The sequence below is a fragment of the Micromonospora sp. NPDC007230 genome (assembly GCF_042869115.1).
Classification (GTDB): Bacteria; Actinomycetota; Actinomycetes; order Mycobacteriales; family Micromonosporaceae; genus Micromonospora.
This window is the reverse complement of the sequence record NZ_JBIAFE010000012.1, coordinates 39,039-56,810: the sequence shown is the minus strand read 5'-3', so window position 1 is coordinate 56,810 and position 17,772 is coordinate 39,039. Positions and strand designations below refer to the sequence as shown.

Sequence of the window (17,772 nt, the reverse complement as noted above, 5' to 3'; positions counted from 1 at the left end):
TGGGGCAGTTGAGCGCGCGGGCTGGAAGTGGTCCACGAAGTTGTTTGTCGGGCACGGCCTGGGCAACGACAAGCCTCGCCGCTGCGAACGTCGCGGCAACGCCGCTGCCCCTGACGAGGCACGTCGTGCGATCCGGGCGCCAAGCAGGGGCGGCTGAGCCGCCGCCGCAGCAGCGCAGCCCCGACGTCTAGCGCCAGACGGCTGACGTTTGGCCGCCGAGCCCGTACGGCCCTAGCCCTGACCGTGTTCGTGCCGGCGTTCGGCCTCGGATTTCACGGTGGCCAGCGCGTCGGCGACCGTCGCCTCCCACCGCCGCGCGACCACCGCCGCCCACCCGGCGCCGAGCGCCCAGCCGTCGGTGCCCATCTCGCCGGTGTACTCCAGTCGGGTGTGGCCGCCGTGGTCAGTGATGGAGAAGCGTTCCCGAACGTGCGGCACGGGGCCGCGCACGAGGCGGAAGTCGACGGTGTCGGGGCGGGTGAGGGTAACCGTCTCGACCGTCTGGGTGACCATGCCACGGCCGACGGGCGTGCGGTGGGCGGCCAGGACCATTCCCTCTCCGCGTTCCAGCACCTGGATCTTCTCCCGTTGGGCCCCCGTGGGCCGGCCGAGGTAGGGCTGGGCGATCACGTCGAAGACCAGCTCACGGGGTGCCGCGATGTCGAGCACCTGCGGCCCGAGGGCGCGGGTGCGCCAGCCGATACCCAGCTCGAGGGTGAGCTGGCCGGAGACCAGCGCCCGGTACCCGAGCACGCCTGCGGCCGCGGTGATGGCCGCGATGGTCCAGCCGAGCCGTGCTGCCATGATCGCCTCCGATCTCCTGTTCGGCGCCGGGGAGGTCACCGTTGGCTGTCAATGCGGTTTCACGGCTGTCAGCAGGGCGTAGCCGAGGACATGGTCGGCGATGGCGGCTCGGGCGGCGGCCAGCACCGCCGGGGCGCGGTCGAAGTCCACGCCGAGGGCCTCGGCCCGCGCTCGTGCGGTCATCCGCACGAGAGCCAGGCGGGCCTCGATCTGATCGATCATGGCCACCATCGCGTCGTCGCGGCGTTCGGTATGGGTGATGGTCAGCCCCGCCCCGTTCAGCAGGGCCGCGTACCCGTCGAGAGGGCGGGCGTCGGCGACACAGGCGACCCGCGCCCCCAGCCCGGCGAGCTCGGGTGGGAGCCGTTCGGCATTGACGGTGACGTCGGTGATGCCGAGCCGGCCGCCGGGGCGCAGCACCCGGGCGAACTCGGCGGCGGTGGTGGGTTTGTCGGGGAAGGTGCAGAAGGCGCACTCGCACACCACCGCGTCGACCGACTGGGCGGCGGCGGGTAGCCGTTCGGCGTCGGCTATCTGGAACCCGATGCGGTCGGCGAGGCCGGCGGCCTGTGCGGTGTCGGTGGCGAGGGCGACGTTGGCGTCGGACAGGTCCACGCCGGTGACGTCGACGGCGTACTCGGTGGCGAGCGCGAGAGCGGTGGTCCCCCGGCCGCTGGCGACATCGAGGACGATCTCCCCGGGGCGCAGGTCTAGCCGGTCGGCCAGCCGGCGGGTGAGGGCGAGGCCACCGGGATGGTAGGAGTCGCCGAGCAGCAGGGCCACCACATCGGAGCCGTAGGTGGCGGCGCAGCATGCTTTGGCCTCGGCGGCCGTATGCGGCTGGATCGGGACGCTCATCGGATGCCTCGGCCGACGTTGGTGCGGTCCGGCGCGATGCGGCGTTCGCCGTCGGGGCGATGCCCGGCTCCGGTTCTGGCGATCTTCGAACCGTAGGGCGAGTCGATGAGGATCGGCTGCAGCGGCTGGGCGTTGGGCACCACGTCTGCCACTGTTACGCCGGACATCTGTTCGCGGACCTGTTCGCGGTAGCCGACGGAGTTGTAGGCGCAGAACGGTATCAACCTGCCGTCTGGGGTGATCTCCTCGACGCAGCATTTCATCAGCTGCTTGACGTTGAGGGTGTACGGATCCTGGAAATCCTGGATGACGATCATGAAGGCGCGGTCGGTGAGGTTCGCGACCGCCTCGGGCAGGTTGATGCCGCAGGCGTCGGCGCAGTCCAGAGCCGCGGCGGTCTGAGCGAGGCGGTCGCGCGTGGTGTCGGTGCCCATGAACGCCGACGCCGACCACAACTTCTCGAGGGCCTCGCGTATCGCGTAGTCCGGCACGACCCGGTTGGACACGTAGTCGAGGTAGTCCTCGACGTTGAGCAGCCTCGGGATGGGTACGACGGTGAAGTCCGCCGTGCCGGGGGCGCCTTCGGTGAGCAGGTAGGTGATGGATCGGCAGGTCGGGAAGCAGCACGGCACCGGGAAGAAGTCCTTAGCCTGGAACCAGTCGGGCAGCTGCTGCGCGATGAGGTGGATGATGTCAGAGTTGGTCAGCCGGGTCAGCGGGTCGAAGGTGACGTGCCGGCCGGAGTGGGTGACCGGCTGGAATGAGACGCTGCGCACCGCCGGGTGGGCCAGGCCGTAACTGATGATGGCGCCGAGTTCGTGGTTGTTGAGGCCGCGTTCGACCGCGGCGACGAGGGTGACGGTCAGTCCGACGTCGGCACAGTTGTCCAGGGCCTGCTGCTTGATGGCGCGTAGGTCCCGGCCGCGGATCTCCCGGTGGGTGCGCTCGTCGAACCCGTCGAACTGCAGATAGATGTTGACCGGCCGGCCGGGCCGGTTGCGTTCCCCCAGCGCGGCCACAAATCTCCGGTCGGAGGCGAGGCGGATGCCGTTGGTGTTGAGGTTGACCGCCTTGATCGGGCGAGCCTGGGCGGCGTCGATGAAGTCGAGGATCTGCTTGTGGATCGTGGGCTCGCCGCCGGAGAACATCACCACCTCGGCCTCGCCTTCGCTTTCCACGAAGACATCGAGCATCCGCTCGCACTGCTGCAGGCTGATCGAGTACCCGTCTGGCTGGTGGCCGGAGTCGGCGAAGCAGATCGGGCAGTCCAGGTTGCAGCCGGTGTTGACCTCGATGATGCCCAGGCAGGCGTGCTGCTTGTGCTCCGGACACAGGCCGCAGTCCGAGGGGCAGCCGTCGCGGACCTCGGTCTGGAAGGTCAGCGGGATCGTGCCGGGCTTGTTGAACCGGGCGCTGTCGAGATACATCTGCGCGTCGCCGTACACCAACGCCTCGAACAGGCCATGCTCCGGGCAGCGCTTTCGCAGGTACACCTTGTCGTCGCGGATGTTGACCTGGCCATCGACGACGATCTTGCACACCGGGCAGATCGACTTGGTGTACTCAACGAACACCTCGTCCCGGTCCCGCTTCACCGATGACACGGAAGGAACGGGGACGGGTTCAACAGCGGCCATGACTGCTCCTCGCGGCGTGCCTGCCATTGTCGCCAGCCCACTCTGCCTCTTTGCCGGCCCGTCAACCGGTCACACTGCCATGCCGCGACGGCCGTACGTGCCAAACCAGGCGGACTCACACCGATGAACAGCTGAAGAGCAGCCCGCGCAGCGCGGATGCCGATCACCCTGCAAATGCCGAACCACGTCGGAGGGAAACCGGCAAACCGCCTGACCACCGGTCCACGCCTGGCACTGCGATCAGCGCGGTGGCCACCAGAATGAGGTGGACCAGCGCCTCGATGAACCAGAACTGCGCCCTCCGGCTGGTCGGGCAGTTCGGCGTAGAACCGGCAGAGCTGATCGGTGCCCGGTGCCAGCGGGTCGGTGGCGGCGCGGCGAGGGCGCGTGCCGCCACCAGGTCGGGCTTGCCGTTGGCCTGCCGGGGCAGGTCGGCCGGCAAGTGGGCGCGGACCACGCGGATCGGCAGCCTGGCCGCGTCGGCGGCCGGCCGCCGCAGGGTGGCCGCCGGTCGCGGCCACCGCCACCTCGCGGTCCGCGCCGACGCAGTTCGCCTCGACGCCCGAGCGCCGAAGCTGTTCCTCGATGCCGCACGGGTCGACCCGCAGGCCGAAGAGCTTCATGAACCCGCCGACCGGGCCGACGATCTCGTAGAGGCCGTCCGGCTCGCCGCGCGGCCTCGGCGATTAGGCTGCGGCGGCACCCCGGCCGACCGATGAGTTCGCCCTGGCTCGGACGAGGGTGCGACCGGGAACGGGTGTCCCGACGACCTCCAGGCTCAAGGCCCGTTACGGGGTGATGGCGTGGCTGTGCGGGCCGCCGTGGTCGGGCAGGTTGTGGTCGGTGTGGTCGGCGTGGAAGAGCGCCTCGGCGAGCAGGGCCCGTACGTGGGTGTCGGCGGCGGAGTAGTGCACGAAGGTGCCCTCGCGTCGACCGCGGACGAGGCCAGCCAGGCGGAGTTTGGCGAGGTGTTGGCTGACGGCGGTGGGGGCGGCGCCGACGATTTCGGCGAGGCATGCGACCGATGACTCGCCCTGCAGCAGGGCCCAGAGGATTTTGATGCGGGTGGGGTCGGCGAGCAGCCGGAAGCTCTCGGCGGCGAGATGGACCTGCTCGTCGTCGGGCATCTGAAAGTCCGGCAGCGAGGTATGCACCTGCCAATAGTACTGGAGGCTGCGTAGTCAGCCACCCACCTGACTAGCTATCTGCGTAGCTACGCAGGTAGTGTTCCTCGTCGTGACCGCGACGACGACTTCACCCGGCCCGACCGCCACCGCGCCGATGCCGGCACCCCGGCGGTTGGCCGCCTGGGCGCTGACCGAGGTGCGCTGGGCAGCTCTGGCCACGATGCTGTTCGCCGCCGGCGGGGCGGCGCAGCTGCTGGGCGCGCCCGCGCCGGTGTGGTGGGCGCTGTATCTCGCCTGCTACGCCGCCGGCGGATGGGAGCCGGCCCTGGCGGGGCTGAGGGCGCTGCGCGAACGGACCCTGGACGTCGACCTGCTGATGATCGTGGCCGCGCTCGGCGCGGCGGGAATCGGGCAGGTGTTCGACGGGGCACTGCTGATCGTCATCTTCGCCACCTCCGGCGCGTTGGAGGCGTTCGCCACCGCCCGCACCGCCGACTCCGTCCGGGCACTGCTCGACGTCGCCCCAGAGAAGGCAACGCACCTGGACGCCGACGGCAGCGAGACGGTGGTGGACACCGTCGAACTGTGTGTCGGTGACCTGGTGCGGGTACGCCCAGGTGAGCGGGTCGGCGCCGACGCGGTCGTCGTCGAAGGCGCCAGCGAAGTGGATCAGGCCACCATCACCGGCGAGCCGCTGCCGGTGGCCAAGTCGGTGGGTGACGAGGTGTTCGCCGGCACCCTCAACGGCACCGGCGCCATGGTCGTCCGTGTGCACCGCGAAGCGGGCGAGTCGGTCATCGCCCGCATCGTCGCCCTAGTCGAGCAGGCCTCGGCAACCAAGGCCAAGACACAGCTGTTCATCGAGAAGGTCGAACAGCGGTACTCGATCGCCGTCGTGGCCGCCACCCTGGCGCTGTTCACCGTCCCCCTGGCCTTCGGCGCCGACCTGCGATCGACGCTGTTGCGGGCGATGACGTTCATGATCGTGGCATCGCCGTGCGCGGTGGTCCTCGCGACGATGCCGCCGCTGCTGTCCGCGATCGCCCTTGCCGGTCGTCACGGCGTCCTGGTCAAGTCCGCCGTGGTCATGGAACAACTCGCCGATACCGATCTGGTGGCGTTCGACAAGACCGGCACCCTCACCGAAGGCCACCCCCGCGTCGTCGACACCCGCCCCATCGGCGACGCGCACACCGACGAGGTGCTGCGGCTGGCCGCCGGGGCGGAACACGCCAGCGAACACCCGGTCGGCGCCGCGGTCCTCGCGGCCGCCCGGGACCGCGGGCTGCCGGTCCCGGCAGCGAATGACTTCACGTCCGTGCCCGGGCGGGGCGTGCGGGCCGTGGTCGACGGCCGCCGGGTGGCCGTGGGCGCACCCGCCCTGCTCGACGAACTCACGCCTACCGCCGGTGACACGGCCCTGGCCCAGGCCCGGACGGTGGCCGCTGACGCGCAGGCCGCCGGGCGGACCGCCGTGGTAGTGCTCGTCGACGGGGCGCCCGCCGGGGTGCTCGCCCTCGCCGACCGCATCCGCACTGACGCCGCCGACACCGTGACCGCGCTGACCCGTCTCACCGGGGCCAGGCCGATGCTGCTCACCGGCGACAACCCCGGTGCCGCCGGGCACCTCGCGGCAGAAGCCGGCATCACCGACGTGCACGCCGGGCTGCTGCCCCAGGACAAGGTCGACCGGGTACGCGCCGTACAGGCCGACGGCCGTCGGATTCTGCTGGTCGGCGACGGCGTCAACGACGCCCCCGCCCTCGCCGCCGCGAACCTCGGCGTCGCCATGGGCCGCGGCGGCTCCGACCTTGCCCTGCACAGTGCCGACGCCGTCCTGGTCCGCGACGACCTGCCCACCCTGCCCGCGGCCATCGCCCTGTCCCGACGCGCCCGCCGCCTCGTCAAGGCGAACCTGATCATCGCCGCCACCTTCATCACCGTGCTCGTCGCCTGGGACCTGTTCGGCAACCTCCCCCTCCCCCTGGGTGTGGCCGGGCACGAAGGCTCCACCGTCATCGTCGGCCTCAACGGCCTACGACTGCTCGCCTCCTCCGCCTGGCGACGCGCCCAAACCGAAGGGGCGCCGTGAGCCGCCGCAGTCGCGACGGCGGCGCGACAGCCGGATGCACCGTCACGGTCTGTCGGGGGTGCTGCTGCGGCACCGCCGCCGGGTTCGACCACGCCGGTCAGCTGACCCAACTACGCAAAGCGGTGGCAGACGCCGCGGTGGTACGCGTCAGCGACTGCCTCGACACCTGCGCGCACGCCAACGTCATCGTCGTGCAACCCTCCCCCGCCGGCCGCCGCGCCGGCGGGCGCCCGGTCTGGCTCGGCCTCGTCAACGACACCGACGCCGCCGACGACATCGCCGCCTGGATCCGCGCCGGCGGCCCCGGCCTGGCCGACCCACCCGGCGTGCTCGACCTTTACGCATTCACCCCGCCCCGCCGCATCCGGCAACACCTCACCTGAGACGTATGACAGACCAGAAGTAAGGGCCGGGTGACGGTCAGACGCCGACAAGAAACAGCACTCCGGCGGCGATCAGACCGGTTCAACCGGACCACCGTAACGGCGACGCCTCCGCCAGGGTGTCAGCCGATCTCGAGGTTGGCCATCATCCCCATGTCTTCGTGTTCTGCGTTGTGGCAGTGGAAGAGGTACCGGCCGCGATAGCCGTCGAACCGGGTGATGATCTCCGCCGATTCGCCAGGCCGCAGCGAGATGGTGTCCTTCAGGCCCGCGTCGTGAGCGAGCGCCTGCCGCCCGCCGCGCGAGAGCACTTGGAAGCCGACCAGATGCAGGTGGACGGGGTGGTGGACGTCGGCGATCAGCCGCCACACCTCGATGTCGCCGAGGTGGACCGTCACGTCGGTGCGGGCCGGGTCGAACGGTTGCCCGCCGATCAGCCAGCCGTGGCGGCCGCGCATGCGCCCGGCGCGGAAGGCGAAGTCGCGCACCCGGACCGCGTCCGACCGGCGCCACGCCGGCACATCGCGCGCCAGGACGTGCGGGATGCGGCTGTCGTCGGAGGCCTTGCGGGCGACCTGGAACGCCATCACGTCGTGGGTGCGGCCGGAGCCGAGCCGGTTGAGGATCCTGACGCGGCCGCCGACGGGGACGTCCGCGAAGTCGACGATCACGTCGTAGCGTTCGGCCGGGGCGATCGGCAGGGACCGGTGGGTGATCGGTGCCGCCAGCAGGCCCTGGTCGGCGCCGATCTGGACGAGGTGCAGCCGGCGTCCGTCGTCGGTGACGGCTTCGATCTCGTAGTGCCGGGCGTTGGAGGCGTTCAGGATGCGCAGCCGGTACCGGGCTGCGTCGACCTCGTGCACGGGCCACGGGGCGCCGTTGACCAGGATCACGTCGCCGAGGACTCCGGCGAGGTAGGGCTCGCGGACACCCGGCCGGTCCCGCAGGCTGGGGTCGAGGGCAGGGTATTGGAGGTTGCCGTCACCGTCGAACGCGCGGTCGGCGATCATCAGCGGCACCTCACGTGCGCCGGCGGGTAGGCCGAGCCCGTCTTCGGCGTCGTCGCGCACGAAGTGCAGCCCGGCCAGTCCCCGCCAGATCGCGGGTGCGGTGAAGTCCATCCGGTGGTCGTGGTACCAGAGCATCGTCGGCCGCTGGTCCGTCGGGAACGTGTAGTCCCGGGTCAGCCTCGTCACCACGGCTCGCGGGTCGCGCATCCCGGCCATGTGGTCCATCCCGCTCGTGCCGTCCATAGAGTCCATGCCATCCATCCCGGGCATCTCAGCCATCTGATGCATGTCCGACGTCCCGCCGACGGGCTCTGGCCAGCCTTCGGGCAGGACGAGGTCGGTCGGGTATCCGTCGGAAGTCGGCGTGTTCCGCCCGCCGTGCAGGTGCACGACCGTCGGGACGGGGAGCTCGTTGCGATGCGTCACGGTGATCGGCCGGCCGCGGCGCGCCTCGATCGTCGGCCCCGGGAACGTCCCCTCGTACGTCCACATCGGTGTCCTGACACCGGGGAGGATCTCCACCTTCGTCTCGCGCTGCGTCACCTCATACCGGTCGACGCTGCCGGAGGTGCTGACCGGCTTCAGCACCGGAGGAAGCGGCAACGGTGTGCGGAACGCGGCCGGCAGCGGGATGGCGCTGCGCAACTCGGCGCCGGTGGCCGCCGGGCGGCGGGACAGCGCGGCCGCGGTCGACAGCCCGGTGGCCGCCGTCAGCCCGAGTGTGCCGCCGATTCCCAACAGCCGGCGCCTGGTCATTCCAGGGTTCTCACTCACTGTCGTCCTCCTCGCGCATGGCCGGCGCGGCCAGCCCGATCGATGTGACCGGGGCGGCCGGCCCGATCGGCCGGCTCCACACGGCGATGAACTGCACGACGAGCCCGGCGATGGTCAGCACCCCCAGCGGAAGGTGCAGCCACAGCGCCCCGTCCATCCCGGCGAAGTACTGCACCGTCTCGGCCGCCGCCAAGGCCAGCGTGGACAGGCACGGCCAGGCCTGACGCAGCCGGGCCCAGACCACGATCGCCGCGATCAGCTGCAGGTAACCGAGGGAGGTGACGATGTTGGCGCCGACCTGGTGCCAGCGCAGGCCGTCGAAGTCGCCGCTGAGATAGATGCCGGCGAACACGGGTTGCCCGAAGATCGCCACCACGTGCGCGCTGACTATGCTCCGCAGGACCCGTGCGGCGGGGCTCATCCGGTGCGCGGCGTCGGTGCGGGCCGGGCCGATGTGCTCGGCTGCGGTCGCCATGAGGCGCCCTCCTGATTTCGTTCTCGATTCGTTCGATGGGACCGATCGCGCCCCGGGAGGGGATCCGGGGCGCGATCCGATGGAAGGCCGTCAGACCAGTGCCGGGTCGAAGGCCGCCGCACAGGCGGCCCACTGCTCGTAGGTGAAGGCCGGTCGTCCGGTGATCTCCTCGACCGCGGGTGAGATGTCCGCGACCTTGCCGTCCCGGGGCTGCCGGCCCGGCGACGAGCTGGTCGATGACGGAGGCGAGCATGCCGTGGTAGAGCATCTGCTCCCGGTAGTGCTCCGGGGGGTACCTCCTCGAAGCGCAGCGGTCGCCCGATCGCCTCGGCGATGATCTACGCGCGCTCGATCTGGGTCAGTGACTGCGGCCCGGTGAGCACGGGGGCCTTCCCGACGCGCCGTTCGAGCAGGGCGCGGACGGCGACCGCGGCGATGTCGCGCGGATCGACCGGCGCCATCGCGGCGTTCCCATACACCCCGCGGACGACTGCACCGTTGCCGGTCTGCGGCGCCCAGGCCAGGTCGTTGGTCATGACCGCGCAACCAGGATCATGATGAGAGTTCTCCCGTTTCCGGCTCAGGGCTCAAGGTCGACGACTCCGTTGCCGCTCTGGATGTCCAGCGGCACGGAGACGTGGTCGTGGGTGATGAGCCAGGCGCCGTCGGTCTTCCGGAAGCCGTAGGTAACCCGGACCCACATGCCGTTCGTCGCCGCCCCGTTCTTCAACGTGCCGCTGAGGCGGGCGAAGGCGTATCCGAGCGCGAGGTCGTCGCCGAGCACGAGGCTCAGGTCGCGGACTTCGTACGTCGCGCGCTCGAAGACCAAGAACACGTGCGCCCAGTTCTTGAGCTTCGCCTCGATCCCCAGGTGCTGGAGCGGTGGCTCGATGTCGTAGGACACGACGTCCGCGGCGTAGACCTGTTTCAGGCTCTCGAGATCCTTAGCGCCGATCGCTTCGGCGATGGCATCGATCTGGCGGCGGATCGCATCTTCTCCGTGGTTTCCCATGCCGTCGACACTATGACTTGTGGGTTATTCCGTCTAAGATCAGTATTGCTATGACGTTATGCCCAGGGAGGCATGATGGAGCTGAACTCGCTCCGGCAGTTCCTGGTGGTGGCGCGGCTGGAACACCTGAGCCGGGCAGCCGACGAGCTGCGCGTGGCCCAGCCGTCCCTGAGTCGCACCATCGCCCGTCTGGAGAGCGAACTGGGGATGCCGCTGTTCGACCGGAGCGGACGGCTCCGGCTGAACGACACCGGCAAGCTCTTCCGCGATCACGTCGAACGCGCCCTGGGCGAGCTCGATGCCGGACGACGTGCCGTCTCCGAAGCCACCAGTGAAGGCCTGGGTACCGTGCGACTGGCGTCGGAGACCTTCCTCACCCTCACCGGGCCGCTGGCGGCGTTCAAGCGCGCGCACCCCGCCATCGAGATCGAACTCCACTGGTCGCCGTCGGAGGACATGGGCCGCCGCCTGCGCGCCCAGGACGTCGATCTGTGCATCGCCTCGCAGCCGATCCATGCCGAGGGACTGGAGTCGACGCACCTCTTCGACGAAGCGGTATCGGTGGTCGTGCCGCTCGACCACCCGCTGGCGGCCCGCACGACGGTGACCGTCGACGAACTCGCCGACCAGCCCTTCATCACCGCCCGCAAGGGACATTGGCTACGCCGGCTCCTCGACCGCCTCTTCGCCACCCACGGCCTCACCCCGAAGATCGTCTGCGAAAGCGACGAGCACAGCGCCATCGCCAGCCTGATAAGCGCCGGACTCGGCATCGGCCTGGTCCCCGCCTTCGCCCGCTGCACCGCCCCGCACGCCCCGGTCGCCTGGATCACCGTCGACAGCGCCGACTGCCGACGCACGGTCACCCTCTACTGGGGCACCCACAGCCACCTGTCAGCCGCCGCCCGCGTGATGCGCACCACGATCACCCGCTGGGACTGGACGACCGGCGCGCCGCAAGGCGAACGCCCCTTTCACGTGCCGGGGTGACGAACAGCCCCTACGCTACCTTTCCGCAGCGTAGGGGCCGTTTCTTGCTCTCAGAAGCCGATGGCCTCGCGGATCAGCAGGACGTTGCCGCGCCCGGGTTCGATTTCGGCGTTGAGGATGAGCACGCGGTTGAGGGAGCTGGGCTTCCCGTAGGCCTTCAAGGCGCGCTCGTTCTCCAGCGGGAGGCAGTGCTCCTCGACGCGGCGCAGTGCGGCGGGCAGGTCGGGCACGATCTTCTGCGCCCCGACGACCCAGATCGCGCGGGCGGCGGCGCCGGCGTAGCCGGGCAGCTGGCTTCCACTGGCGGAGCCGGCCACCAGGGAGCCGGTCTCGGTGACCGCGGCGACGCTGCCCACGATGAAGTCGGGGACCGACAGCGCCCGCCAGATCTCATTCCTCTGGGTGGCCCGATCCATGCGCACCCCCCGTGACTTGACCGAGTCGTACCGGCCGCTGATGTTGATGTCGTCATCGATGCCCGACAGGCGAAGCGTCTCGCTGGCCCCGGTGAACACGGCGGCGCCCTCGGGAATCAGCTCTTGGACGCGGGCCCGCGCGGCCGCGGCGTCATCGAGGATCTCGACGACGAAACCGTGTTCCGTCAACGCGGCGGCCACCCGCTCCAGGCGCTGCGCGGGCGCCGGGTCGGTAAAAAGCGATGCCGGAATCGGGGTGGTCATGATGTCTCCTGTTCGCCAGATGATGTGCTGGGGTCTTCATCAGGTCGACAACGCAACCCTCCGGAATGTGAGGCGGCGCGCCCACCTCACGTTTCGGCGCACTGTCTTGTCGGACTGGAGAGGGCAGATTCGACCGAAGGAGCCTGCGGCACCATGACCACCCGAACCGGGCCAGACACCGCTGATTCAGGGCGGGACCGATCCGAGCCGGACCTGGACGTGGTCATGGGCGAGCGGCGGCAGCTGATCAATCTCACCTACCGGCTCCTCGGCTCCCTGGCCGAGGCCGAGGACGCCGTCCAGGAGACCTACGCCCGCTGGTACGCCATGTCCGCGCAGCAGCGAAACGCCATCGAATCACCCGGCGCCTGGCTGACGACGGTCGCCAGCCGCATCTGCCTCAACCTGCTCGGCTCGGCACGGGCCCGGCGGGAGACCTACGTGGGCGAATGGCTCCCCGAGCCACTGCCCGGACCTGCCGAGTGGACGAGCCTGCGGTCGGGCGGCACCGCCGGCGACCCGGCCGACCGGGTGACCCTCGACGAGTCGGTCAGCATGGCCTTCCTCGTCGTGCTCGAATCGATGACCCCGGCCGAGCGCGTCGCTTTCGTCCTGCACGACGTATTCCGCTACCCATTCGCCGAGGTGGCCGAGATCACCGGCCGCACCTCGGCGGCCTGCCGCCAACTGGCCTCCTCAGCCCGCCGCCGCATCCGCGCGGCGCAGGCACCCGCGACCCCGGCGGTTCGGAAGGCCGGCATCGTCAGAACCTTCAAGGCAGCATGGGAAGCCAAGGACATCGACGCCATCATCGGCCTGCTCGACCCCGACGCCACCGCGACCGCCGACGGCGGCGGCCTCGCGCTGGCCTTCCTGGACCCCATCGAAGGCGCCGAGCAGATCGCCCGCGCCTGGATCGAGATCGCCAACCGCACGCAAGGCACCACGACGTTCCTGGAACGCACGGTCAACGGCCAGCCCGGTCTGGTGGCCGAGCAGGAGGGCGTCACCGTAACGGTGTTCGCGTTCGATGTCGCAGACGACCGGATCAAGCACATCTGGGTCATCCGCAACCCGGAGAAACTCCGTCCCTGGACGACGGGCTGACGTGATGCCGGCTCGTGGTGTCTCGGCAACCCGGCAGACAGGAGTGGACATGACCATCGTCAAGACGTACGCCCGGCTCTGGGCGGACGACCTGGACGCCTCGCTGCCGTTGCTTCGGACCTGATCGACGCGTGTGATCGCCGGGAAATCGGGTAGCCCCGGCACGGCCAGCCGTCCGAGGTGTCGGGCCGGCCACGGAGCGGGAGGGCGTGCCTGATGGTGGGGCTGACCGATGAGTTCTTCGACGAATTCACCAGCCGGGCCTCCAGGGCGCTGCGCGCCCACGAATCCGGGACGATCCGACTCGACGCCAGCGCAGACGGCCAGACCGACCACTGGTATCTCACGGTCACGAATGGAACCGTCACGGTCAGCAGGGACAAACGGCCCGCCGACTGCGTCATGCGCGCCGACCCGGAGTTCTTCAAGGCGCTGCTGACCGGGCGGACCAACCTGGCCGCCGCAGTGCTGCGGCGCCGTTACACGTTAGAGGGCGACTCGACGAAACTGTACTTGCTGGAACGGATGCTGCCTGACCCGCCCGGTGCCCGGGACCCCCGGGTCCTGGCTCCCACCGCCGCCGCAGCACCGGAGTATCTGGCCGACCGCTTCCAGCGGCGGACACCCGTGAGGGAGGACAGCAAGAGGAGACGCCACCGGCAGTTCGGCATCCTCGATGGCAACACCTTCGCGGTCAGCGACGGCCACGGCGACATCGTCCCGTCGCCGGACTATCTGACCGGGCTGTACTCGTTCGACACCCGGTTCCTGTCGGTGTGGCGGCTGACCGTTGATGGCGAAGGACTGCATTCGCTCTCGGTGGACAACCTGCAGTACTACCAGGTGCGGTTCTTCCTGGTGCCCGGCGAACCGACGCAATACGTCAATGCCAAGGTGACGGTGATCCGGGACCGCTCGCTGGGCGGGAGCATGCAGGAGCGGGTGACGGTGCTCAACCATGACGCCAAGCCGGTGCGACTACGGGTCCGAATGGACATCGAAAGCGACTTCGCGGACCTCTTCGAAGCCACGAGCGTGCCGGCGAAGCCGGGCCGGACGACGGCCGAGGTCACCGACGGCCAACTGCGCCTGAGGTACGACCGGGAGAAGTTCACCCGTGCGACGATCGTCTCGTCGTCGGCCCCGGCCACCATCGACCAGCGCGGGATGACCTTCGACATCCAGGTGGAGCCGCACGGCGCCTGGGCCACCGACCTGCAGGTGGAGGCCGTGGTGACCGGGGCGCACGGTCGGGACATCCGGGAGAGCCTGCGCAGCTACGCGAACCGGACCCAGAAGCAGATGCGCCAGCAGCTAGACGAGTGGCTCGCGGGGGCACCCCGCCTGCTCGCCGATTCCCGGCCTTTGACGGTGACGTACGAGCGGAGCCTGGTCGACCTGGCGGCCCTGCGCTACCGGACCCTCCTCTTCTGGGAGCCGGTGCCGGTCGCCGGATCGCCGTGGTTCATGACCATGTTCGGCCGGGACAGCATCCTCACCTGCCTGCAGGCGCTGCCGTTCAAGCCGGAGCTGGCCGGCCCGACGCTGCGGGTGCTCGCCACGAACCAGTCCACCAAGCTGGACGACTTCCGGGAACGGGACCCGGGCAAGATCATGCAGGAGATTCGGTACGGGGAGCTGGCGGCCTTCGAGGAGGAACCGTACGCGGTGTACTACGGGGCGGCGGACACCACATCGCTGTTCGTGGTGCTGCTCGACGAGTACGAGCGGTGGTCCGGCGACGTCGAGCTGGTGAAAGGCCTCGAAGAAAACGTTCGGGCGGCGCTCGACTGGGTCGACACCTACGCCGACGTGCTCGGCAACGGCTATGTCTGGTATCAGCGGCGGAACACCCGACACGGGTCACCCAACCAGTGCTGGAAGGTCTCCTGGGACGCGATCTCCTACCGGGACGGCCGGCTGCCGGGCTTTCCCCGGGCCACCTGCGAACTGCAAGGCTACGCCTACGACGCGAAGATTCGGGCGGCTCGGCTGGCGCGGGAGTTCTGGGGCGACCCGGAGTACGCCGACCGGCTGGAACGCGACGCGGCGGAGCTGAAGGAACGGTTCAACCGGGACTTCTGGGTAGCCAACGGGGAATACTACGCGCTGGCCCTCGACGCGGACGGCTCCCAGGTCGACGCGCTCGCCTCGAACATGGGGCACCTGCTGTGGAGCGGGATCGTCGACGACTCGCGGGCGGCGCGGGTAGCCGAACTGCTGATGAGCCCACGGTTGTTCTCCGGCTGGGGGGTGCGAACGCTGGCGACGGACCAAACCCGGTTCAACCCCGTCGGCTACCACGTGGGCACGGTCTGGCCGTTCGACAACTCGTTCATCGCCTGGGGCCTGCGCCGGTACGGCTTCCACGAGGAGGCCGCGCGGATCTCTCGGGCGATGATCGACGCGGCAGAGCACTTCGGGGGCCGACTGCCGGAGGCGTTCGCCGGTTACGACCGCGCCCTGACCAAGGACCCGGTGCAGTATCCCACTGCGTGCAGCCCGCAGGCCTGGTCCGCGGGGGCACCCCTGTTGCTGCTGCGCACCATGCTCGGACTGCAACCGCTCGGGGAGCACCTGATGATCGATCCCGCAATGCCAGAAGGGCTGGGCCGCATTGAGTTGATGGATATCCCCGGCCGGTGGGGGCGGATCGACGCCCTGGGGCGCAGCCGTGCCGGCGCCGACAAGCAGCGATCGGTCACCTGAGTTGGCCGGCGGTCGGCCCGGACTGGAATCTTGTGGGAATGACGACGGAGGCCGGCCCGAACGGGACGGCCTCCGTGAACGGAGATCCGGATCCGAGTAGCGGGCGACCGTGGGTCAGCCCCGCGCTGACGGGTCCTGGAACTCCGAGCGCAGCTCGGCCAGCCACGGCCCGGTGGCGTGCTGGGCGGTGACGGTGACGGTGACGGTGTCACCGTCCTTGACGGATTCGAGTTGGGGCAGGCAGCTGCCCTTGTCCGTCCGTTTCACCTGGCAGGAGACGTTCGGACCGTTACCGGAGTAGTCATAGACCTCTCCGCCGAGCACAGGCATACCGTTGACCGAGACCTGGTACATGCCGGGCGTCTGGGGCACCACGGTGAAGTCGAAACCCCGGTGCCAGGTCAGCCTGGTGGTGACCGGCTTGTTCGGATCAGCCGGGTCGCTGCGCATCACCTTGGTGCCGGGCTCGTCGGCCATGCCGTCGGGTTTCGGCGGCGCCAGCTTGGCCGGGCGGGGCGGCAGGGGGTACTGCGTGAACGGCACCTTCTCGGCCACCGCGACGTACATGGTGCCCTCGGTGGGAATCGTCGGCAGGTGACCGTTGCGCTGTGCGCCGCTCACCGTGTAGGTGACCGTGACCGTGTCGCCGACGCTCGCTCCCGGCGGCGCCGTCGGGCCCGACGGCGAGCCGTGACCACGGCGCGGGCCGTAGGGGGAAGGGTCGTTGTGCAGCTCCGAGTTGCAGCCGGTGGTGTAGCCGGCGTCGCTGCCGTTGATCGCCAACTTGAGGTCGAGCGACGTGTCCTTCGGCAGGCCGGGGCAGTAGGTCAGGAACGCCACGTCCGTCGCGTTGACGGCCCAGGTGAATTCCACCTTCTTCGAGCTCACGGGCGCCTTGCCGAAGGCGACGACGTGGTAGCCGCGAACGTATTCGGTAAAGGGTCCGACCTTGCGGCCCGCCACCGGCTTCGGGGCAGCCGGCGTGCTGGCCGACGAAGTCGCCGATCCGGCGGCGACCTTCGGGGGCTGGGCCAGTTCGCCACCGGGAATGGTGACGTAGGTCGCCAGGGCTGCTATCAGCGCCATGGCGCCCGCTCCCCCGGCCGCGGCTCGCTGGCGGCGACGCACGGCGATCCTGCGCCGGACCTCTGCCAGGCGGTCGCCCGACGGTACGGCGTGGGCCGAGCGCTGGTCCATGAGTTCCCTGAGGTCGATCATCGGTGCGCTGCCTCCAACATCAGCGACTCATCCAGTCGCAGCTTGGCCAGTGCCTTCGTGGCCTGACTCTTGACGGTGCCCACCGAGATGCCCATCGCCTCTGCGATCTGTGCCTCCGTCATGTCCTCGAAGTAGCGCAGCACCAGCACCGTCCGCTGGCGTCGGGGCAGTTTGCCGATCGCCTGCCACACCTGGTCCCGCTGGTCCACGTGCGACAGTTCGTCGGCCGTCGGTCGTTCCGGAAGCTGTGACGTCGGCTGTTCGACCTGGCGCCACCTGCGCCGCCACCAGGAGGCGTAGACGTTGACCAGGATTCTTCGTACGTACGGCTCCGGGTCGGCGTCGATCCGCCCCCAGGCGCCCCACGCGCGTACCAGCGCCGTCTGCAGCAGGTCCTCCGCGTGCGCCCAGTCATGCGTGAGCAGATAGGCGGTACGCAGAAGCCGAGCTGATCGGGCCGTCACGAACTCCGCGAACGTGTCGCTGGGTGCCACCGGCTCTCCTTCTTAGTGGGTCGCCGGGTACTACCCGAGGGCCGATCCAGAAGGTTGCCCCCGCCGGGCGGATTTCCCGAGGACGCGCCACCGAACGACCGCCTGTCGATGCTACGACTCCGGGTGATGCCCCCAATGCCAAACGAGCTGCCCGACATGGTCCCAGGCCACCACGGCCAGGAACTCCTCCGGGGTGTCCTCGTCGAAGGGCCAGTCAGGCGGCATGATAAGCGATAGGCAGGCCGGACCGGTCTACGGCTTCCAGCCGGGTGGACCGCATCGGTTACCACCATCCAAACAGCAGCGGAATTCGGATTGGCACGCTCGGACGGCCATGGGCGCCCCCGCTCATCGGCTACGTCGGGAGGCGAGTCAGCCCGGAGAACTGCCACCGAACGTAAC

At 69.8% G+C, this 17,772-nt stretch carries 17 protein-coding genes; 6 read left to right on the top strand and 11 right to left on the bottom strand.

The features are described from left to right. Positions 1-231: 231 nt before the first annotated feature. The 3 genes from ACFYML_RS18605 to ACFYML_RS18595 are packed head-to-tail and all read right to left on the bottom strand — an operon-like array spanning position 232 to position 3,257. Positions 232-804, bottom strand: a complete 573-nt coding sequence (locus ACFYML_RS18605) for an SRPBCC family protein (protein ID WP_387421774.1) — start codon at positions 802-804, stop codon at positions 232-234. Between the two features lie 48 nt (positions 805-852). Continuing rightward, positions 853-1,662 (bottom strand): methyltransferase domain-containing protein, encoded by an 810-nt coding sequence (locus ACFYML_RS18600; RefSeq protein WP_387421773.1) that lies wholly within the window; start codon positions 1,660-1,662, stop codon positions 853-855. After that, complete coding sequence (locus tag ACFYML_RS18595) at positions 1,659-3,257, bottom strand: radical SAM protein (protein ID WP_387421772.1); 1,599 nt, start codon at positions 3,255-3,257, stop codon at positions 1,659-1,661. Before ACFYML_RS18595 ends, ACFYML_RS18600 begins: the two co-directional genes overlap by 4 nt. A 290-nt stretch (positions 3,258-3,547) precedes the next feature. On the opposite strand from ACFYML_RS18595, the gene ACFYML_RS18590 reads away from it, so the two are divergent. Then, positions 3,548-4,018, top strand: coding sequence for a hypothetical protein (locus ACFYML_RS18590; protein ID WP_387421771.1), 471 nt, complete (start codon positions 3,548-3,550; stop codon positions 4,016-4,018). A 69-nt stretch (positions 4,019-4,087) separates the two neighbouring features. On the opposite strand, the gene ACFYML_RS18585 is transcribed toward ACFYML_RS18590, so the two are convergent. Continuing rightward, the gene (locus ACFYML_RS18585) at positions 4,088-4,426 is read right to left on the bottom strand and encodes an ArsR/SmtB family transcription factor (RefSeq protein ID WP_387421922.1); all 339 of its coding nucleotides are present in this window, start codon (positions 4,424-4,426) and stop codon (positions 4,088-4,090) included. Positions 4,427-4,580: 154 nt separating this feature from the next. Here ACFYML_RS18585 and ACFYML_RS18580 point away from each other — a divergent pair, with 154 nt between their 5' ends. Together ACFYML_RS18580 and ACFYML_RS18575 are read left to right on the top strand one after the other, a co-directional pair. After that, positions 4,581-6,518 carry a heavy metal translocating P-type ATPase gene (locus ACFYML_RS18580; protein WP_387421921.1) on the top strand — a complete coding sequence of 646 codons (1,938 nt, stop codon included), beginning with the start codon at positions 4,581-4,583 and terminating at the stop codon, positions 6,516-6,518. Next, positions 6,515-6,901 carry a (2Fe-2S) ferredoxin domain-containing protein gene (locus tag ACFYML_RS18575; protein ID WP_387421770.1) on the top strand — a complete coding sequence of 129 codons (387 nt, stop codon included), beginning with the start codon at positions 6,515-6,517 and terminating at the stop codon, positions 6,899-6,901. Before ACFYML_RS18580 ends, ACFYML_RS18575 begins: the two co-directional genes overlap by 4 nt. Before the next feature lie 122 nt (positions 6,902-7,023). Here ACFYML_RS18575 and ACFYML_RS18570 read toward each other — a convergent pair whose 3' ends face one another. From ACFYML_RS18570 to ACFYML_RS18555, 4 genes are all read right to left on the bottom strand, one after another. Then, positions 7,024-8,685 carry a multicopper oxidase family protein gene (locus tag ACFYML_RS18570; RefSeq protein ID WP_387421769.1) on the bottom strand — a complete coding sequence of 554 codons (1,662 nt, stop codon included), beginning with the start codon at positions 8,683-8,685 and terminating at the stop codon, positions 7,024-7,026. Next, complete coding sequence (locus ACFYML_RS18565) at positions 8,678-9,160, bottom strand: hypothetical protein (RefSeq protein ID WP_387421768.1); 483 nt, start codon at positions 9,158-9,160, stop codon at positions 8,678-8,680. The genes ACFYML_RS18570 and ACFYML_RS18565 overlap by 8 nt, the downstream gene beginning before the upstream one ends. Before the next feature lie 338 nt (positions 9,161-9,498). Beyond that, on the bottom strand, positions 9,499-9,696 hold the full coding sequence (locus tag ACFYML_RS18560; RefSeq protein ID WP_387421767.1) for a hypothetical protein: 198 nt from the start codon (positions 9,694-9,696) through the stop codon (positions 9,499-9,501). 44 nt (positions 9,697-9,740) lie between these two features. Beyond that, positions 9,741-10,172: a YybH family protein gene (locus ACFYML_RS18555; RefSeq protein ID WP_387421766.1), complete on the bottom strand. Its 432-nt coding sequence runs from the start codon at positions 10,170-10,172 to the stop codon at positions 9,741-9,743. A gap of 72 nt (positions 10,173-10,244) precedes the next feature. On the opposite strand from ACFYML_RS18555, the gene ACFYML_RS18550 reads away from it, so the two are divergent. Continuing rightward, the gene (locus ACFYML_RS18550; RefSeq protein WP_387421765.1) at positions 10,245-11,162 is read left to right on the top strand and encodes a LysR substrate-binding domain-containing protein; all 918 of its coding nucleotides are present in this window, start codon (positions 10,245-10,247) and stop codon (positions 11,160-11,162) included. Between the two features lie 50 nt (positions 11,163-11,212). On the opposite strand, the gene ACFYML_RS18545 is transcribed toward ACFYML_RS18550, so the two are convergent. Further along, complete coding sequence (locus tag ACFYML_RS18545) at positions 11,213-11,842, bottom strand: LUD domain-containing protein (protein WP_387421764.1); 630 nt, start codon at positions 11,840-11,842, stop codon at positions 11,213-11,215. Positions 11,843-11,995: 153 nt separating this feature from the next. Between ACFYML_RS18545 and sigJ the strand changes: the two genes are divergently transcribed. Beyond that, positions 11,996-12,949, top strand: a complete 954-nt coding sequence (gene sigJ / locus ACFYML_RS18540; RefSeq protein ID WP_387421763.1) for an RNA polymerase sigma factor SigJ — start codon at positions 11,996-11,998, stop codon at positions 12,947-12,949. Between the two features lie 216 nt (positions 12,950-13,165). Next, a complete protein-coding gene (locus tag ACFYML_RS18535; RefSeq protein WP_387421762.1) occupies positions 13,166-15,658 on the top strand; it encodes a glycogen debranching N-terminal domain-containing protein in 2,493 nt (830 codons plus the stop codon). 114 nt (positions 15,659-15,772) lie between these two features. Here ACFYML_RS18535 and ACFYML_RS18530 read toward each other — a convergent pair whose 3' ends face one another. Both ACFYML_RS18530 and ACFYML_RS18525 read right to left on the bottom strand, forming a co-directional pair. After that, entirely contained in the window at positions 15,773-16,744 is a 972-nt protein-coding gene (locus ACFYML_RS18530) for a hypothetical protein (protein ID WP_387421761.1), read from the bottom strand. Between the two features lie 128 nt (positions 16,745-16,872). Further along, positions 16,873-17,370 carry a SigE family RNA polymerase sigma factor gene (locus ACFYML_RS18525; RefSeq protein WP_387421759.1) on the bottom strand — a complete coding sequence of 166 codons (498 nt, stop codon included), beginning with the start codon at positions 17,368-17,370 and terminating at the stop codon, positions 16,873-16,875. Positions 17,371-17,772 lie beyond the last annotated feature (402 nt).